The organism is Arthrobacter sp. S41, assembly GCF_004320535.1.
Lineage (GTDB): Bacteria > Actinomycetota > Actinomycetes > Actinomycetales > Micrococcaceae > Glutamicibacter.
In genome coordinates this window covers 552,091-568,384 of the sequence record NZ_SIHY01000001.1, presented here as the reverse complement: position 1 = coordinate 568,384, position 16,294 = coordinate 552,091, and the positions used below count along the sequence as shown (strand labels likewise).

Here is a 16,294-nt window from a genome sequence, read left to right as displayed (position 1 = left end):
CTTATTGATGAGTGAGGCGCGAAAGCATTAGTAGCTACGCAAGAGGTTCTCCAGAACCCGGACGCCAAACTTGATCGAATCTACTGGGACTCGTTCGTCTACGCCGTGGAACATTCCCGTGAAGTCCAGTTCCGGTGGAAGTTGTAGCGGCGCAAAACCGTATCCGGTAATGCCTAGGGTCGCCAGCCATTTGTTGTCGGTTCCTCCCGAGAGCATGTACGGCAGAACGATAGCTTCAGGATCTTCATCCAACAAAGACTTCACCATGCTGTCCACGAGGTTTCCGGCAAACGGTACTTCTAAGGAATCTTGTTCATGCACCATGGACAGCTCAACCCGGTCTCCTGCCAGCTCGCGCAAGGTAGCCAATGTTGCTTCATGTTCTTCCGGTAACGTGCGGCAATCGATGAGAGCTTCAGCTTGTCCGGGGATGACATTGTGTTTGTATCCTGCTTGCAAGGCTGATGGGTTGGCCGTGTTTTGCAACGTTGCGCCGACAAACCGGGAGACGTTTCCCATGGCTTCAAGCAGTGGCTGCGGGTTGGCGGGATCAAATTCCAAACCGGTCAGTTCAGCGACTTGTTCCATCAACGACGTGGTGGTCTTCGTATAGGACAACGGCCATTGATACTCGCCAATACGATGAACCGCTGCGGCCAAGCTGGTCACCGCATTGTCAGCGTTAATCTGCGATCCGTGACCTGCCATTCCTTGTGCAGTGAGCTTGAGCCACGCGATGCCCTTTTCTGCTGTTTGCAGCATGTAGGCTCGGCGACCATTGATGTCTACAGAGAATCCGCCAACCTCACTAATCGCTTCTTCGGCGCCGGCAAACAGGTCCGGATGATTTTTTACCATCCAACCCGCACCGTAGTCTCCGCCAGCTTCTTCGTCAGCAAAGAAAGCGATAATGAGGTCTCGACGTGGAGTGAGATTTTCACGGTGTAGATGAAGGATTGCAGCAATGATCATGGCATCCATGTTTTTCATGTCCACTGCCCCGCGGCCCCAAATCATTGAGTCAATGATCTCGGCCCCAAATGGGTCAACGCTCCAGTCTTCAGCAATGGCTGGAACAACGTCGAGGTGCCCATGAACAATCAGTGCTGGCAGCGTTGAATCGGTTCCAGGGATACGCAGAACTACGTTGGCCCTGCCCGGCACTGACTCGTAAATCTTTGCTTCTAGTCCTACAGCTTCGAAACGCCGCACTACGTATTGGGCGGCTTCAAGTTCTCCGGCGCCTTTATTGCCACCAAAGTTGGTTGTATCAATTCTGATCAGATCTCGACAGATGTCTATAGCTTCTTGTTCCATACGTTCAATGGCAGTAGCAGTAGTCATCGGGCAAGTACCTTTCGCAGCTGTTATTTTAGTAACCACCCTAGTGCGCAGAACTCAATTCGTCGCTGGTAGAGCGAATGAAACACTTATCCGTGTAATTGTTCGTAGGCTTCGCGGGCGCCGGGGTGTAATCGTTGGCCCGCGGTGCTAATTAAGGTCTCAGCGGTCAGGTTTTGAATTCCTGCGCTGCCTGACGGGATGAGCATAGTTGACCGTGTGGCAAGCATCTTGACGATTGCTGAAGCAGTCTTGTTGGGTAGATCCGTACGGGTCATCAGTAGGTTGCTCACACCAATGGTGTTGACCTCTGCAACGCCTGGATAGGTGTTTTTAGGAATCAGCACTTGGTCGTACAGGCCCGGGTCGGCCTCACGTAATTTAGGTAGAACTGCTGAAACGTCGAGGAGTCTTAGCTTCCGCTCGCTGGCTAATTTTGTCAGTGCCGTCACTGGCATTCCTCCGAAGAGGAACAGTGCGTCAATCTTTCCTTGGCCTAGCGCGTGAATCCCAGCGCTATATCCAAGCTTGGTTTCCACGGGCGGTTGATCAACGTCTTTGAGACCCGATGCCTTCAAAATTCGTTGTCCGGTTACCCATGTTCCGGACCCTGGTGCCCCTGTCCCGATTCTCTTGTCGGCCAGTTCTGCAAGCGTGTTGATCCTGCTATCTGCGTTCACGATGCAATGGAAATAATTTTGATAGATCCTGCCGAGCGCCAATAACTGCTGGTCGACTTCTCTCGCGTTATTAAACTGCGCAACGGTGTCAGCTAGACCCAGTGCAAGTTGAGCTTTACCGTCGGCAAGAAGCTGTAGATTCTGGGCTGTTGCCTGCGTCCTGAGAACTTGTGCATCTTCAGCAAGGCCAGCGTCCTCGATGGCCGTGGACAAGAGCTGCGCAAATTCGTAGTACATGCCTCCTTCTTCTCCGGAGGCAATAACCAAGTTTGATGTTGGCCTCGGTGAGCTGCAGGCGCTAAGTACTATCGGTGTGCTCGCCAGCGGAAGACCCAACAGACTCCGAAGAAGCGTGCGTCGCTTTATCCCGTTATTTTCACTCACGCCGGCCCTCCTCCGATGTCGATACGCGCGGTAGGGTTATGGCCGCACGTAGTCCCGAGTCGTGATCCGACGTTAGCTTCAGCTCTCCGAAATTGGCCCTTGCCAAGCGATCGACAATGGCGATACCGAGCCCAGTGCCTGGACTCGTCGTGTCGTTGTTTCCTCGCCAGAACCGTTCGCCAGCGTGTGCGAGGTCGGCTTCACTCATTCCGTTGCCGTGGTCTTCAATGACGATTTCTACAGCGGTAGGAAGTGAATTAACACACAGCGTAATCAGGGTTGCTGGCGCGTATTTAAAGGCGTTGGATAGCAACTCAGCCAACATTTGTTGCAACTCGAAGCTGTTGCACCACACCATCAGCTCTCCTGCAGGACCTTCCGGAACAGCGGTAGAGAGTTGATTGCCTGATTCGACGGCAGCCAATGATTGCCGTTCGGTTTCTTCAACAACTATTTGCCACACGTTGATCTGTTCGGGTTGTCGCTGAACCTCTGGCAGTGGCCCTTCGGCTCCTTGTTCATTAAGCCGATGTTCTGCCGTAGCGAGTCGAAGCACCCCATCCAATAAGGCCTCCACTCGCGAAAGCTCCAACTCGACTAGTTTCAAACCCGCAATATCTTCGTCTTTAGATAGACGTAGGTTCAGCAGATCTACGCGAAGTCGCAAGGCTGCTACGGGGTTGCGCAGTTGATGCGAAGTTTCTGCAATCAGTTCTCGTTGTTGTTGCAAACTTGTCGCCATGGTTTGTGCCATCAGGCTGACCGAACGGGACAACTTGCGTAGTTCCGGTGGCCCTTCTTCTTCCATGGTGACCGGACGTTGAGTCTTGGATAGTAGTTGAACGGCATCATCAAGGTGGTGAACAGGACGCAATACCCAAGTGGTGAGACGGTCGGCCACAAGCAGGAATCCGGCACCGATGCTCAGTGTAATCAGCACAAGAACTGTCGATATATGCAGAACCCGCAATCGTGCGTGTTCAAGGTTCACCTGCATCGTCACTGATCCCAGCACCTGCGCTGAATTTCCAAAGGGTCGCGTGATCAACGTCTGAGTTTTAGAGAAGAGGCTAATCTCGGAAATTTTGCTTTGTTCTAAGTTGAGTCCGGCGGCGTAAACAGTTTCTTGAACTTGGGAATTGTTCGGGTCTATACCTCCAGAAACAAGTCGTTTCCCATCCCGAATGATCAGCAGGCCTTCGCCATAAAGTTCGCAGTAGGTGTCCATTTCAATCTGCAACATGTTCAATTCGTCGTTGCTTTGCGCTTGGGATGAAAGCTGGACGAACCGGTTGAGCGACGCCAACCTGTTAACTTGGACATCTGCAGTCACATCTCGACTAGCGCTTTGCACAAGCACTACGCAAAGCAGCACCACAATTACACTAATGAGCGCTCCGAACACTCCGAGTACCCTGAACCTCACGAGTTAGGTACTTCAAGGCGATAACCAACACCACGCACATTGATGATCATCCCCGGGCTCGCCAATTTTGACCGCAGTCCCGTTAGATGCACATCCAACGAGCGTGAAACGGCTAAGAACGCATCACCCCAGAGCTGATCAAGGATCTGTTCGCGAGTCACCACAGAACCAGTATGCTGTGCCAGCAGATGCAAGAGGTCAAACTCCTTGGCAGTCAGGCCAAGGCTGCGCCCCAAGAGCGTGGCCTCATGCTTATCTAGGTCGATCAGTAGCGGTCCGGCAACTATGCGCTGTGACGAGATTCCCTGGCTCGCCTTGGAGCGACGAGCTACCGCTTCAATTCTCGCCAAGAGAACGCTGAGCCCTACAGGTTTGATGAGAAAGTCATCAGCGCCTTGCCGTAGTCCACGAACCACACTTCGTTCATCATCTTGGGCGGTAAGAATGATGACCGGCACGTCGCTCACCAGTCGGAGTTTGCGCAGGACTTCGAGCCCATGAATATCAGGCAGACCAAGGTCTAGGAGAATCAGCTCAGCTTGTTGGTGCCGCAAGAGTGCGTCGGCCCCATTTGCCACATGATTGGCTTGATGCCCAGAAGCTGTGACTGCGTCGGTGAGCGCGTTCGCTAGGGCTTGGTCGTCTTCGACGATCAATAGCTGCACGGCACCACCCTTGGCGTTCAGAGACGAGGATTGAATCCTCCATGACCTGTCAATTCTAGCAAGCTGACGGGCTCAAATCCTTTTTGAGCTCCCCAAATCCTAAGAAAGTGTAAGTAGTTGCGCTTCAGTTTGCGAGTAACGTAAATCACTACCAGTATGGATAACGATCTCCTGCGCTTGTGGCACGCATCACTGTCGATGGAAGCCGAAGCGACTCGCACTGTGACCAAAGGAAAGACTTCATGAGCGAAAGCACCCAGGCGCCCGGCGCCTCATTAGAAAGCGACGGACCTCCGCGCTGGAAGATTATTGGCCCCGGACTGGTTGTTGCCGCCACGGGCGTTGGCGCAGCCGACATGGTCGCCACCCTTGTTGCCGGTAGCCAATACGGCTACGCATTACTTTGGGCGGTCATCCTCGGTGTCATCTTAAAGATTGTCTTGGTTGAAGGCGCAGGGCGTTACACCCTAGCGACCGGCAAGACCATCTTTGAAGGATGGAAGACCCTGGGCAAATGGACTACCTGGTACTTCGGCCCGTACATCATCATTTGGGGATTTGTATACGGTGCTACCGCCATGAGTTCGGCAGCACTACCGTTGGCAGCGCTCATGCCTGCTATCGATTTGAAGATCTGGGCCGTACTGATGGGCCTGCTCGGTTTTGTGATGGTCTGGTTCGGCCGCTATCAGTTCTTCGAAAAAATTACCGCGGTGCTCGTGGGCATCATGTTTGTGACCGTTGTTGGTCTTGCGGTCATCGCCGTACCGAACGTGCCCAATATGCTCAAGGGCCTCATTCCGATGATCCCTGCTGGTGGCGTGGTCTACACCTTGGCCCTGGCCGGCGGCGTCGGCGGAACGATCACCCTGGCAGCATACGGCTACTGGCTGCGCGAAAAGGGCTGGTACTCCCCTAGATGGATGCGCGTGATGCGCATTGATAATTCAATGGCCTACGTGATGACCGGTATCTTCGTGATTGCCATGTTGATCGTTGGCGCCGAAGTAGTTCAGTCCGCGGGCGTAGCGATCACCGGTGGCGATGAAGGGCTGCTGGATCTATCAGAAGTTCTACGCCAGAAGTACGGCGTTCTGGTAGGCAACGGATTCCTCGTTGGATTCTGGGCTGCTTCCTTCTCCTCGATCATCGGCGTGTGGAACGGCGTATCGCTGATGTTCGCTGACTTCTGGGGCCACATGCGTAAGCGTCCGGCCAATCACCCAGACACGATGACCGGCGGCAAGTACTTCAAGTTCTACGTCCTCTGGCTTACGTTCCCACCAATGGTGCTATTCCTTTTGGACAAGCCGATTGCACTGATCCTTGCTTACGGTGTCCTGGGCGCATTGTTCATGCCATTCCTGGCCGTGACGCTTCTGGGATTGCTTAATGGCAAGCGAATTCCCAAGCAGTGGGCCAACCGTTGGCACACTAATACCGCTCTGGCTATCACTGCCGCGTTGTTCATCATTCTCGGCATTCAGCAGCTTTATAAGTCACTGTCTCCATTGTGGGCCGGATAAACTTTTCAACTATTTCGCTAAGCCGTCGATTCATGCGCAACATTGGCATGGGCCGACGGCTTAGGCCCTTAAGCTGAGGTAATGAGCATCAAAAAAATCGGAATCCTTGGGGCAGGCCGCGCCGGCACAGCATTAGCCAGAGCAGCGGCCTCCAGCGGAATTGATGTGAACATTGCCGGGTCTCGTCCTCCACGGATGATGAAATACCATTTGGCGCAGTATGCCCCTAAGGCCGTTGCAGTTTCGGCCGAAGACGTCGCTAACGACGTGGAATTGGTTGTACTCATGGTGCCCCAAGAAGAACTGGACGAGGTGGACCCCGATATCCTTTCAGGCTCCCTGCTCGTAGATGCAACCAACCGCTGGCAAGATGAGCCACTACCGCAATGGTTCGAAGACTCACTATCGCGGGGCCTGTCCAGCTCTGAAGCAGTGGCAGAGCGCTTCGCGCAGGCACGCCTCGTCAAAGCGCTGAATCACATTAGCCATTGGGATTTGGATGCAGACACCGTGGCAAAAGCGACTTCTCAGCGCGCCCTTGGCACGGCTTCCAACAATGCTCAAGACGCTAAAGTCGTTGCCAGCCTCATTGAGCAGCTCGGGTTCTTTCCGGTAATCCTTTCAAGCCTAGCTGAAGGCAAGCACCTAGAGCCCGGCGGAGAGATTTTTAATGAAGTTCTGGGCGTGGATGAGCTAACGCGCAGACTCACCGGAAAAATTGGCCGTTGAGGCGACAAAAACCCCACTTCACTAGGTCAGCAATGCAAATATCATGTGACGCTTGACACTGAAATGCTAGAAATTCTCCTTAACGGACTACTCAGCCCATGATTTTCCGCGAGTTCACGGGAATTTTCAGCACATTTGGCGCAGAGTTGCCCGATTGGAAAACATCGGCAGGGGATGGTAATGTTTTACTTCGTTGCCAGCGATAACAACGCGAACAACGAATAACCTGCGCGGGTGGCGGAATAGGTAGACGCGCTAGCTTGAGGTGCTAGTCCTCGAAAGAGGGTAGGGGTTCAAGTCCCCTTTCGCGCACAGGTAGAAATCCCGGTTGACTAAGGTCAATCGGGATTTCTTTTTTTGTTTCATGGTTCTGAGGATCCAGGGTTATCCACCAAGCAGGCGCTGCTGGCCTATGATTTGAACGTGTCTTCTACCGCTGAATCAGCCGCACCGTCCGACCACGGCTTCCTCACCGTCAATGACGGTCATCGCTTGTATTGGGAAGAATTCGGCGCCCCTGATGGAATACCAGCGTTGCACCTACACGGCGGGCCGGGCGTCACATTAGGCTCTTCGGGTTATCGTCATCGATGGGATCTGAGCCGCACACGTCTGGTGGGTTTTGAGCAACGTGGTTGTGGGCGTTCCACGCCGTCCGCCTCAAATCCGCATGTCCTTGCTGATGATTTCACCACCCAGAAGTTCATCGACGACATTGAAGCGCTTCGTATATATCTGGGTATTGAGCAGTGGATCATCAACGGCGTTTCTTGGGGCTCCACACTGGCTTTAGCCTATGCTCTGGCCCATCCGAATCGAGTTCGTGGTCTCGTACTGTTCGCGGTGACAACCACCAGCCAAAGCGAAATCCAATGGATCACCGAAGGGGTCGGTTCGATCTTCCCTGAAGCGTGGGATCGGCTCTCAACGTTCGCCGGGGCGCATGTGCCGCACTACCGATCAGGAACAATCAGCTTAGTGGAGGCGTATGCTGCGATGCTTTGGTCAGCGGACACAGATCTTCGTGATCAGGCATCCGATGAATGGGCGCTGTGGGAAGATACCCATATCTCGCTGGGCCACAAAGAAGTCACGCGCGATCCCCGATGGAATGATTCAGAATTCAGACACACGATGACCCGGCTAACCACGCATTTCTGGGCCAACGATGGGTTCTGCCATCCTCCGATCTTGGAAAACTTGGGCCGCATCCAACATATTCCAGCAGTCTTCATCCATGGTCGATACGACGTCTCAAGCCCAGTGAGCACTGCATGGAAACTGCATCAAGGTTGGGCTCATTCGGAACTGATAATCGCCGAAAGGGATGCACACGGAGGCGAAGAAATGGTGCAGCTCTGGACTGCTGCCAATCTGAAAATGATCAATAGCGCTTCTTGATAGCATCAAGACGGATCTTTGACGGAAAATTTCGGTCACTCCCCTACTCTTCTGGAGCCACAAACTATGCGTATAGCCATGCTGTCCTTGCATACTTCGCCGATGCAACAACCTGGCTCAGGCGATGCCGGTGGCATGAACGTCTATATTCAGAATCTCTCCTTCGCATTAGGCGCCTTGGGTCATGAGGTGCACATGATCACGCGCACCGCGGGCGAATCTGAATCCGTTCAGGTTGGTGAAGGTGTCTGGATGCATCAAATTCAAATCGCTGCCGGGCAGGAGTTGTCCAAAGAAGACCTGCCCTCGATTATTGATCCGTCGATTAGCGCCATCACAGAACATCTGCACGGGCTGAAGATCAACATTGTTCACGCGCATTACTGGCTATCGGGCATGGTGGGCCTGCGCCTGGCAAAACAATGGTCTGTTCCACTCGTAGTTTCGATGCACACCTCAGCTGCAGCCAAGGAACATGAATCAGGAATAGCGGAACCTGAAAATCGAAAAATTGCCGAAGAACAGTTGCTGCTAGAGTGCTCACGCATTATTGCCAATACCCCTGTTGAGGCGAATCAGCTAGAGCGATTCTATTCAGTCGATTCCCACAAACTCGACGTAGTTCTGCCCGGCGTTAACCACCGCGTCTTCCACCCAAACCAAGACAAGCTGCGTCGACCGCTGGGTGAAGACGACCTGCATCTAGTTTATGCAGGGCGCATGCAACGGCTGAAGGGTGCCCACCTCTTACTTCAGGCAATTGGTGAGGCCAAACGACAAGCTCCAAACCTGCGTATCACCGCTTCGCTCTTCGGCTCCCTATCCGGATCCTCAGACTACGATTTGAAATCGATAGTGAGCACTGAAGGCCTACAAGACGTGGTCCGTTTTTATGATCCGTTGGAGCCAAACAAACTCGCTCTCGCCTTTGCCAACGCTGATGTTGTTGCTGTGCCCTCCCTCTCGGAGACTTTTGGTCTGGTGGCGGCGGAGGCTCAAGCATGCGGAACACCAGTGATAGCTAACGCCGTGGGAGGGTTGGCCTATGCGGTCAACAACAACGTCTCTGGATGGCTTATGGCCGAACCTGAGGTAGAGCTTTGGGCGCAAAAGCTTATAGAACTTGCCGGAAACCCAGAGCTAATCACCCTTGCCGGCCACGGCGCTCTGGAACATTCCGGATTGTTCACCTGGGAACGAGCAGGTGTTGCCACGCTGGCCAGTTACCGGCAGGCGCAATCACAATTTCAGCGATAAACAGTAAAAAGCTCTGGTCTCCAACTCACGTATTGGTGAGTCAGAGACCAGAGCTTTTCTCATCAGTGACCAGTCGTCGCTAGTTCCAGTTCGAAGTGCGGCTTACCCTTTCGAGCATGCCAAGCATTAACCACATATCCCGTTGAATTTCGTTCAAAAGCCAGGTCTACCGTTGCAGGTAGAACCACCGGAGTTTTGAACTCAATGTTCCACGAATAGTCGCCAGAGCTGGGTTCAATCCCACCTAAGGCACGAGCGGCCAGATAGATTCCATGAGCGATGGCACTTGGCATTCCCAAGGCCTTCGCGCTCAACGCGGAAAGGTGAATTGGGTTGTAGTCCCCCGCCACCTTCGCCCAGCGCCTACCGGTGCCACTATCAAGTTTCCATTGAGCAGTACGCACTGGGGCAACGAACTCTGGATGCTCTGTTGCCACCGGTTGAGATTCAGGGAGTTTAACTCCCTTAGCTAAGAACGTGCTGCGCAAGAGCATGCGGTCTTGGCCTTCAACAACAATTCGAATCACCAAATCGCAAGTGGCCCCCTTGGCATGAGCGGTGAGATTCTCACTGTGCACCTCAATATCAAAGGCTTCCTCTTCGCCCAGAGGCTGGTTAACCCTGACCTGATTGCTCAGGTGGATCATCCCTAACAGCGGCAATGGAAAGTCGTTACGCAGCATCAAGGACATGGCTAGCGGGAATGCCAACGAATGCACATAGAGGCTGGGCAGAACCGTGTTCATTGGTGCATTCACCGCCTTGCGGAACTCGGTGAGCTTCGCCGGATCCGCCTTGGCACCTTGATACACCAACACGGTCTGCGGGAGTTGAGGGTTTTTTGGCTTACGTCCCAAAGTTTTCACGGCTTTGGTATACACCGAAGCCATCGAAGGAATCTCAGAAACGATCAATGCACTCACCTTAGGCACCCACCAGCGATTGACCACAAACGCGCAGTACCTGACCGTTGAGTCCAGCAGCAGAATCTGAACCCAAGAAACTGATCGCCTCGGCCACGTCCTGAGGCAAACCACCCTGCATCAGGGATGGAAGCACCATTCGTGCCACGGTGCGCGTACCAAGAGGAATCTTCGAAGTCATGTCCGTTTCGATGAAACCCGGTGCAACGGCTGCAATGGAGCCGCCGTTGGCTTCGAATAGTTTGGCGCTGGAACGCACCATGCCAATAACTCCGCCCTTAGATGCAGCGTAGTTGGACTGCCCACGATTTCCAGCAATGCCAGAAGTCGACGCCAACGAAACGATACGAAGGTTTGGCAACCCAGCGGCCAGGAACGCCTCATTCATACGCAACTGAGACGCGATGTTCACAGCGATGACCGAATCCCAACGCGCTGCGTCCATGTTGGCCAGCAGCTTGTCACGAGTGATGCCGGCGTTGTGGATCACCAGGTCCAATGAGCCGTGACGGCCGATGGCATGATCCATAATCTGCTGTGCAGCATCAGCGGCGGTGACATCAAGTTGAAGGGTAGTCGCTCCGATGGAGTTCGCCACCTTGGCCAAGGAATCCCCTGCTTGTGGCATATCAACCACTACAACCTGTGCACCGTCGCGGGCCAAGGTGCTAGCAATAGCCGCACCAATACCGCGTGCTGCACCGGTAACAACTGCGACCTTGCCGGCTAATGGCTTGGCGAAGTCTTCTGGAAGAACACCCTGTTCATTACGCACGGTCAGGAACTGACCATCCACGTAGGCGCTACGACCCGAGAGGAAGAAGCGAAGTGCTGCCAGCGCACTGGGGCTAACGATGCTGGTGGAATTTTCCAGCACAATACCGTTGGCGGTTGCTCCTGCACGCACTTCACGGCCAACCGAACGCATGGCACCGTCGATGCCCTGACGTACTGCGGCGAGAGCCGGTTCATCTTCTGCAAGCGCTGGACGGGAGAATGAGACAACACGTGCGCCGGGCAGCAGCTGGCGTAGGGCGCGACCTGCGGCAAGCATGTTTGGTGAAAGTTCTTCTGGATGCGCTGCCTCATCAAGCAACAACAACAGACCACCAAGTTTGGCGTCCCCTGCATCATGGCGACGCACATCAAGTCCCCAAGAGATCAGAACATCGCTGAGCTCTTGAGCACGAGCACTGGTACCCAGCACCAACAATGGGCCTGGTAGCAGTGGGCTATCAACGCTGTATCGGCGTAGGCGCGGTGGTCGTGGGAGGCCAAGGAGCTTGGCCAGCTTTTTGGTGGCTCCCGTGTTTACGAGTTCCATGTACTTATCAGCCATTAGCTACGTGCCTCCAAAATTGCTACTACGCCCTGTCCGCCTGCGGCACAGACAGAAATCAGTGCGCGTCCGGAACCCTTTTCGTGCAGCATCTTTGCGGTGCTGGAGATGATGCGACCGCCGGTAGCGGCAAATGGGTGTCCTGCTGCCAGCGATGAACCGTTAACGTTGAGCTTCGTTCGGTCGATAGCGCCCAGTGGCGCGTCTAGTCCGAGCTTCTCGCGGCAGAATTCTTCGTCTTCCCAGGCCTTGAGGGTCGAAAGGACGGTGCCCGCGAACGCCTCATGGATCTCGTAGAAATCGAAGTCCTGCAAGGTGAGGTTGTTGCGCTTGAGCATCCGAGCGGTGGCGTACGCAGGTGCCATCAGTAGACCTTCGGCGCCATGAACGAAGTCCACAGCAGCTGCTTCAAAGTCCACAAAGTTGGCAAGCATCGGTAGGTCATGGCTCAGCGCGTAGTCCTCGCTGCCAAGAAGAACAGCCGATGCACCATCGGTGAGCGGGGTTGAGTTGCCGGCGGTCATGGTTGCTTCGTCGCCAAGATTCTTGCCGAAGGCTGGCTTGAGCTTACCCAACTTTTCCATGCTGGAATCGGCGCGCATGTTGTTGTCTTTGGCAAGGCCGTTAAATGGCGTGACCAGGTCGTTGAAGAATCCGCGGTCGTAGGCGGCGGCCAGATTCTTGTGGCTGGCCAAAGCTAGTTCATCCTGAGCTTCGCGGGTGATGCCCCAGGCCTTGGTGGTCTGTGCCTGGTGATCGCCCATAGACAGTCCGGTACGCGGTTCGCCGGTACCTGGTGCGTTAGGTGCCAAGTGTGCAGGGCGAATTTTTGCAAGGGCAGCAAGCTTTGCCTTGGTGCTGCGTGCACGGGATAGCTCTAGCAGAATGCCACGCAGGGCTTCCGATACAGCAATTGGTGCGTCGGAAGTTGTGTCTACGCCACCACCAATTGCGGATTCAAGCTGACCAAGTTTGATCTTGTTTGCCAGGGAACCGATTGCTTCCATGCCGGTCGCGCAAGCCATCTGCACGTCGTAGGCAGGAGTTGCGTGGTCCAGGGAGGATCCGAGTACAGATTCGCGGATCAGGTTGAAGTCCTTGGAATGCTTTAGTACTGCGCCACCGCTCACGGCGCCGATGCGTTCACCCTGCAGTCCGAAGCGTGCAATCAGCCCTTCGAGTGCGGCGGTGAACATGTCTTGGTTTGATGCATTGACGTAGGCGGTGTTGGAACGGGCGAATGGGATACGGTTGCCACCGATGATCACGGCGTTGCGCGCAGACTGCTGGCTCATGTTCAAAAAGCTCCTACAAAGATTGTTGTGACACGTATTACTGTAACCAAGAGTACATGATACTCTGAGTTACGTGAACAAGATCACTGAAGTATTAGAAGGTGAAACAGACGGCCGGGCCGTCCGCTGGCAGGCGCATCGCACCGCTCGCCATGAGGAACTGCTTAAGTTAGCTCGTAAGGCCGTGCACAAGCTCGGCCCACAAGTTTCCATGGAAGACATTGCTAGCCACGCAAAGACCTCCAAGCCTGTCTATTACCGATACTTCGGTGACAAGGAAGGGCTACGCCAAGCGCTCAGCGCCAAGGTCATTAACGACTTCCGCGAAAGGGTTATCGCCGCAGCCCTGGCCAAGGACAAAGAACTCAGCTCCTTACACGCCATGGTTACTGCCTACCTTGAGCTGGCCACGAACAGCCCAAATCTGTATTACTTCGTCACAGGCGCACAGCGATCAGCGGATGATGAATCAGCCGGAGCACTCAACGACTTTTTCGATGAAGCCTCCTCTCTCATTAGCATTCGCCTGTTAAAGCTCTATGACGAAAAAGCCACCCCCGCTGCCTTGAGCCTTTGGCCCCGAGCAGCCTTGGGAATGGTTCGTGCAGCTGGAGAACAATGGCTTCGCCTACCCGCATCCGATTCAAAGCCGAGTCTCGAAGCGATGGCGCTCGAACTAACCAACTGGCTTGCCTACGGAATCACCTCAACTTCGGTAGAGATCAATGCCTAAAGATCGTAAAAACGAATTCACTGAATCATCAAGGAATGAAAGGTACGTCATGAGCGAGAACCGCATCAACGTCACTGCCCTGGCCGAACAGTTGCTTGGCCCCTACGCGGAAGTTCGCAAGGCTTCTCGCGCACGCGCCGCACGTCCAGATCTGCAGCGCGACCCATCATTGGCGATGGATGAGCACCGCGAACGCGTTCTGGGACAGTTGAGCTTGCTGGTTGAAGAAGAAGCTGTCCAGCGTGCCTTCCCGAAGAAGTTCGGTGGTTACGACGATCATGGTGGATCCATCGCTTCTTTCGAGGAGCTCGTGGCCGCAGACCCATCACTGCAGATCAAAGCCGGCGTCCAGTGGGGTCTTTTTGCTGGTGCCATACTTCACCTTGGTACCGAAGAGCACCACGCTAAGTGGCTCCCGGATGCAATGAACCTGCAGACGCCAGGCGCTTTCGCAATGACTGAAATTGGTCACGGCTCAGACGTGGCTGCAGTGGCCACCACCGCCACCTACGACGAAGCCACCGACGAATTTGTCATTCACACTCCGTTCAAGGCGGCGTGGAAAGAGTACCTTGGCAACGCAGCTTTGCATGGCAAGTCCGCAACCGTTTTCGCCCAATTGATCACCAAGGGCGTCAACCATGGCGTGCACTGCTTCTACGTTCCAATTCGCGACGAGCAGGGCAACTTCATGCCCGGCATTGGCGGCGAAGACGATGGACTCAAGGGCGGCTTGAACGGTATCGACAACGGACGCCTGCACTTCAGCAACGTACGAGTCCCCCGCACCAACCTGCTCAACCGGTACGGCAATGTCGACGCAGATGGAACCTACTCCTCCTCGATCTCTTCGCCGGGCCGCCGATTCTTCACCATGCTCGGCACCCTGGTCCAGGGCCGTGTTTCATTGGACGGCGCAGCGACCAGCGCATCGAAGATTGCTCTGCAGATCGCTGTCACCTACGGCAACCAGCGCCGTCAGTTCAATTCGACCTCTGATACCGAAGAGACCACGTTGCTTGATTATCAGCGTCATCAGCGCCGATTGATTACTCGCATCGCACGAACCTACGCCTCATCCTTTGCTCACGATGGTCTGTTGGACAAGTTTGATGCTGTCTTCTCCGGCCGCGCAGACAGCGATGATGATCGCCAAGATCTAGAAACGTTGGCGGCAGCGCTGAAGCCATTGAGCACTTGGGACGCGCTGGATACGCTTCAAGAGAGCCGCGAAGCTTGCGGTGGCGCAGGCTTTATCGCAAAGAACCGTTTCACCCAGCTCTACCAAGACCTAGACGTCTACGTCACTTTTGAAGGTGACAACAACGTGTTGCTTCAGTTGGTTGGCAAGCGTCTGCTGACGGACTACGCTTCGGAGTTCCGCAAGCTTGATAACGGTGCCATGGCGTTGTTCGCTGCTCGACAGGTTGGTACTACCGCACTGTACCGTTCTGGTCTACGCAAGGTTGGCCAAGCATTTGCGGATGCCTCTGACGAGCGTAAGAGCGCTAACTTCTTCAAGGATGCTGACAACCAGCGTGCGCTACTCACCGAACGCATCAATGCCAAGGTTGCTGAAGTAGCTAATGCGTTGCGTGCGGCTGGTAAGGACAAGGCCAAGGGTGCAGCAGCATTCAACGAGAATCAGGATCTGCTCATTTCTGCGGCACGAGATCACGGTGAGCTCTTGCGTTGGGAAGCATTCACAGCTGCACTGGCAAAGATCGAGGATCCAGCAACCCTAGAGGTCGTGACCTGGTTGCGCGATGTATTTGCGCTGACCTTGATCGAAGAGGATTTGGGCTGGTATTTGGCCAACGGACACCTGTCGATGCAGCGTGCACGCACCCTTCCCGGCTACCTCAACCGGTTGCTCGCCCGCCTACGTCCACACGCTCAGGACTTGGTGGATGCTTTCGGCTACACCCAAGACCACCTGCGTGCCGACATCTCCTCCGGTGGAGAAGCGCAGCGTCAAGACGAGGCGATGGAGTACTTCCGAGCTTTACGCGCCAGCGACAATGCTCCGATCAGTGAGAAGTCGCTAAAGAAGGCTTCTGTCTAAAGACAATAATGTGGCGTCCACACTCAAAATGAGTGTGGACGCCACATTTGTTTAAGCGATCTTCGCTGTTTAGGAAAGCCGTTGGGCCAGGGCAACAATTAGCCCCTCGGGTCCCCTGATGTAGGCCATCTTCCAGACACCCTCATATTCACCGAGACCGCCAATCAATGTATAGTCTTGTGCATCTAGCTCGGATATCACGGCCACGATGTCATCAACTTCAAAGGCAAGAGATCTCAGGCCTAGTTCATTAGCCATAGCGTACGGTTGTCCCGGGCCATGCTCCGGTTTCTCGAAGCTGGAAAGCTCAATACCTACCTCGCTGTCGGGGGCCTTGAGCATCAAGATATTCGTACGCGAATTGGGCACTCCGCTGACGGTTTCAAGAAATTCGCCTTCCAGTCCATCGGCTCGTCCTTCAATGCTCAGGCCTAGGCTCACAAAGAACTTAGCGACTTCATCGATATCCGCGACGGTGATACCAATGTGATCAAACCTCACGATGCGTGCCACGATAGAAAACCTTCCAA

At 54.4% G+C, this 16,294-nt stretch carries 14 protein-coding genes and 1 tRNA gene; 7 read left to right on the top strand and 8 right to left on the bottom strand.

Going from position 1 to position 16,294, the window contains the following annotated elements; genetic code table 11:
- Positions 1-27: 27 nt before the first annotated feature.
- The 4 genes from EYR88_RS02600 to EYR88_RS02585 form a co-directional block, all read right to left on the bottom strand.
- Entirely contained in the window at positions 28-1,344 is a 1,317-nt protein-coding gene (locus tag EYR88_RS02600) for a M20/M25/M40 family metallo-hydrolase (RefSeq protein WP_131088174.1), read from the bottom strand.
- 86 nt (positions 1,345-1,430) lie between these two features.
- Positions 1,431-2,405, bottom strand: coding sequence for a TAXI family TRAP transporter solute-binding subunit (locus EYR88_RS02595; RefSeq protein ID WP_131088173.1), 975 nt, complete (start codon positions 2,403-2,405; stop codon positions 1,431-1,433).
- Positions 2,398-3,648, bottom strand: coding sequence for a HAMP domain-containing sensor histidine kinase (locus EYR88_RS02590; RefSeq protein ID WP_131088172.1), 1,251 nt, complete (start codon positions 3,646-3,648; stop codon positions 2,398-2,400). The genes EYR88_RS02595 and EYR88_RS02590 overlap by 8 nt, the downstream gene beginning before the upstream one ends.
- Positions 3,649-3,827: 179 nt before the next feature.
- Positions 3,828-4,496 (bottom strand): response regulator transcription factor, encoded by a 669-nt coding sequence (locus EYR88_RS02585; RefSeq protein ID WP_131088171.1) that lies wholly within the window; start codon positions 4,494-4,496, stop codon positions 3,828-3,830.
- 242 nt (positions 4,497-4,738) lie between these two features.
- Between EYR88_RS02585 and EYR88_RS02580 the strand changes: the two genes are divergently transcribed.
- From EYR88_RS02580 to EYR88_RS02560, 5 genes are all read left to right on the top strand, one after another.
- Positions 4,739-6,022, top strand: a complete 1,284-nt coding sequence (locus EYR88_RS02580) for an Nramp family divalent metal transporter (protein ID WP_131088170.1) — start codon at positions 4,739-4,741, stop codon at positions 6,020-6,022.
- An 81-nt stretch (positions 6,023-6,103) separates the two neighbouring features.
- Positions 6,104-6,751, top strand: coding sequence for an NAD(P)-binding domain-containing protein (locus tag EYR88_RS02575; protein ID WP_131088169.1), 648 nt, complete (start codon positions 6,104-6,106; stop codon positions 6,749-6,751).
- A gap of 228 nt (positions 6,752-6,979) precedes the next feature.
- A tRNA-Leu gene (locus EYR88_RS02570) sits at positions 6,980-7,063 on the top strand.
- 111 nt (positions 7,064-7,174) lie between these two features.
- Complete coding sequence (locus tag EYR88_RS02565; protein ID WP_131088168.1) at positions 7,175-8,152, top strand: alpha/beta fold hydrolase; 978 nt, start codon at positions 7,175-7,177, stop codon at positions 8,150-8,152.
- A gap of 102 nt (positions 8,153-8,254) precedes the next feature.
- On the top strand, positions 8,255-9,409 hold the full coding sequence (locus tag EYR88_RS02560; protein ID WP_165477263.1) for a glycosyltransferase: 1,155 nt from the start codon (positions 8,255-8,257) through the stop codon (positions 9,407-9,409).
- 62 nt (positions 9,410-9,471) lie between these two features.
- On the opposite strand, the gene EYR88_RS02555 is transcribed toward EYR88_RS02560, so the two are convergent.
- Genes EYR88_RS02555 through EYR88_RS02545 form a run of 3 tightly spaced genes read right to left on the bottom strand, consistent with a single transcriptional unit; the run spans position 9,472 to position 12,966 of the window.
- Positions 9,472-10,332, bottom strand: coding sequence for a MaoC/PaaZ C-terminal domain-containing protein (locus EYR88_RS02555; protein ID WP_131088166.1), 861 nt, complete (start codon positions 10,330-10,332; stop codon positions 9,472-9,474).
- Position 10,333: 1 nt separating this feature from the next.
- Positions 10,334-11,671 (bottom strand): 3-oxoacyl-ACP reductase, encoded by a 1,338-nt coding sequence (locus EYR88_RS02550; protein WP_131088165.1) that lies wholly within the window; start codon positions 11,669-11,671, stop codon positions 10,334-10,336.
- Positions 11,671-12,966: an acetyl-CoA C-acetyltransferase gene (locus tag EYR88_RS02545; protein ID WP_131088164.1), complete on the bottom strand. Its 1,296-nt coding sequence runs from the start codon at positions 12,964-12,966 to the stop codon at positions 11,671-11,673. The genes EYR88_RS02550 and EYR88_RS02545 overlap by 1 nt, the downstream gene beginning before the upstream one ends.
- Positions 12,967-13,039: 73 nt before the next feature.
- Between EYR88_RS02545 and EYR88_RS02540 the strand changes: the two genes are divergently transcribed.
- On the top strand, positions 13,040-13,699 hold the full coding sequence (locus tag EYR88_RS02540; RefSeq protein WP_131088163.1) for a TetR/AcrR family transcriptional regulator: 660 nt from the start codon (positions 13,040-13,042) through the stop codon (positions 13,697-13,699).
- 49 nt (positions 13,700-13,748) lie between these two features.
- Positions 13,749-15,764: an acyl-CoA dehydrogenase gene (locus EYR88_RS02535; protein ID WP_131088162.1), complete on the top strand. Its 2,016-nt coding sequence runs from the start codon at positions 13,749-13,751 to the stop codon at positions 15,762-15,764.
- A 69-nt stretch (positions 15,765-15,833) separates the two neighbouring features.
- Here EYR88_RS02535 and EYR88_RS02530 read toward each other — a convergent pair whose 3' ends face one another.
- A complete protein-coding gene (locus tag EYR88_RS02530) occupies positions 15,834-16,277 on the bottom strand; it encodes a VOC family protein (RefSeq protein ID WP_131088161.1) in 444 nt (147 codons plus the stop codon).
- Positions 16,278-16,294 lie beyond the last annotated feature (17 nt).